Annotated in this window: 2 protein-coding genes; both read left to right on the top strand. The window is 64.9% G+C overall.

Annotated features, from left to right (window positions below):
* The first annotated feature begins 241 nt into the window (after positions 1-241).
* A complete protein-coding gene (locus VBE63_RS27760; protein WP_323686222.1) occupies positions 242-1,852 on the top strand; it encodes a GntP family permease in 1,611 nt (536 codons plus the stop codon).
* 74 nt (positions 1,853-1,926) lie between these two features.
* Positions 1,927-2,219: FAD-dependent oxidoreductase (locus VBE63_RS27755; protein WP_323686221.1), on the top strand; the 293-nt coding region annotated here is incomplete at its 3' end.

Genomic DNA, 2,219 nt, shown 5'->3' with positions numbered 1-2,219 from the left:
AGGCTCGAGTTGTGTGCAACGAGATGGGTTTTGGGTCCCAGGCAACTGGTACTGGGCCCCGGGCAATCGATAGTATGCAATGCAGCGCTAAAAACTGCGCTCTCAGCAACTATCGCGCTCCCACCTCTTTCTTTCTCCTAAGCCCGCTCGCTATCGTGCCATTGCGGCGGCGAACAGACCACGAGCCTGTTTGTCGCGAGTGAATAAGACGGGATCTTCAGCGTAGCGCGAGGGGGTTTTGATGGGGTCTGACTGGATGGGTTTGTTGGGTATCTTGGTCGGCCTCGGCGTCTTGATCGCCTTTGCCTACCGTGGTTGGAGCGTGCTGCTGGTCGGGCCCGCGGCGGCGCTGGTGGCTGCCGCGATTGCCGGCGAGCCGCTGCTGGCGAGCTGGACCCAGACCTTTATGACGGGAGCGGCCGGCTTCATCGCGCAGTTCTTTCCGCTGTTTCTGCTCGGGGCGCTGTTCGGCAAGCTGATGGACGATAGCGGCTCGGCGCTGGCGATTGCGCATGGGCTGACGCGGGCGCTGGGTACCAAGCATGCCATCCTCGCGGTGGTCATCGCCTGTGCGCTGCTGACCTATGGTGGCATCAGCCTATTCGTCGTCGCCTTCGTCATCGTGCCGGTCGCCGCGGCGCTATTCCAGCGTGCCGAGATCCCGCACCGGCTGATCCCAGCGACGGTCGCGCTCGGTGCCTTTACCTTCACCATGACCGCGATGCCGGGCACGCCGGCGATCCAGAATGCGATCCCGATGCCCTGGTTCGGCACCACCCCCTTTGCTGCGCCGGGGCTCGGCATGATTGCCGCGGCGATCATGCTGCTGTTCGGGCTCTGGTGGCTTGGGCTGGTTGCTGGGCAGGCACGACGTCGGGGAGAGGGCTATCAGCTTCAGCCGGCAGTGCGCGCTGATCCGAGCAAGGATGATGGGATGCTGGCTGAGACGAAGCTGGCCGCCGACACGTCACTGGCTAGCACAAACCGGACTGATACGGCGATAAACCCTGCCGGGCCGACGCCAGAAGCGACCGCGCTTGAGTCTCGCTCGGCGGCGGATCTGGCCGCGGACGGACTGCTGCGCGAGCGCGCGAGCACAACCGACGTCTTTGATCCGGCCGAGTGCGAGCATGGCCAGCGCAGCGCGCAGGAGCCGGCCTTCGTGCTGGCGGTGCTGCCGATCTTGGTGGTGGTCGCCACCAACCTGCTGATGAGCCTGCTGGTGCTGCCCTGGCTGGAGACCGACTTCCTCGCCGAGCCGGCTTGGGGTGCGACCTCGTTGGCGGCCGTCGGCGGTATCTGGTCGGTCGCAACGGCGCTGCTGGCCGGCATCCTGGCGCTGATCGCAGTCAATCTCCAGCGCCTGAAAGCGCTGCGCGCAACCCTGGATGCGGGCGCCAACGCCTCGGTGCTGCCGGTGTTGAACACCGCGAGCATGGTCGGCTTCGGCGCCGTCATCGCCGCGTTGCCGGCCTTCGAGCTGATCAGCGCCGCCTTCCTCTCGCTCGACGGTGGGCCGCTGGTCTCGCTGGCGGTAGCGACCAACGTCATCGCCGGCATCACCGGCTCGGCCTCGGGCGGGCTGATGATCACGCTGCAGGCGCTCGGCGACACCTATGCCGAGCTGGGAGCGGCCGCTGGTATCGATCCGGAGCTGATGCATCGAGTCGCCTCGATCGCCTCGGGCGGTCTCTCGAGCCTGCCGCATAACGGGGCCGTGGTCACGCTGCTGGCGATAGCCGGCGTCAGTCACAAGGGCAGCTATCGCGATATCGCGGTGGTCATGATCGGCGGCACCCTGGTTGCTCTGATCACGATCATCGTGCTCGGGCTGTTGTTTGGCTCGTTCTAAGGCGATTGAGGTCGAGACGAATAGAAGTTCCTTAACTCATGATCGCCCGCGAAGACCGGGCCGGGGATAGCACCATGCAAACACGTGACATCGATATCGTCATCATCGGCTCCGGCAGTGCCGGTCTCAATGTGATGGCCCAGGCGCGCGCGGCCGGGCGCTCCTTTGTGCTGATCAACGGTGGCGAGCCTGGCACCACCTGCGCCCGCATCGGCTGCATGCCGTCGAAGGTGATGATCCAGATCGCCGAGGAGTATTACCGTCGCACCCATTTTGGCCAGTTCGGTATCGACGGCCACGACGGACTCAGCATTGACTTGACCGAGGCCATGAAGCATGTGCAGGAGCTGCGCGATGGCTTCGTCCA

This window comes from Lamprobacter sp. (assembly GCF_034860625.1).
In the GTDB taxonomy this organism is placed as follows: Bacteria; Pseudomonadota; Gammaproteobacteria; order Chromatiales; family Chromatiaceae; genus Lamprobacter.
This window is presented reverse-complemented; position numbering and strand designations above follow the sequence as displayed.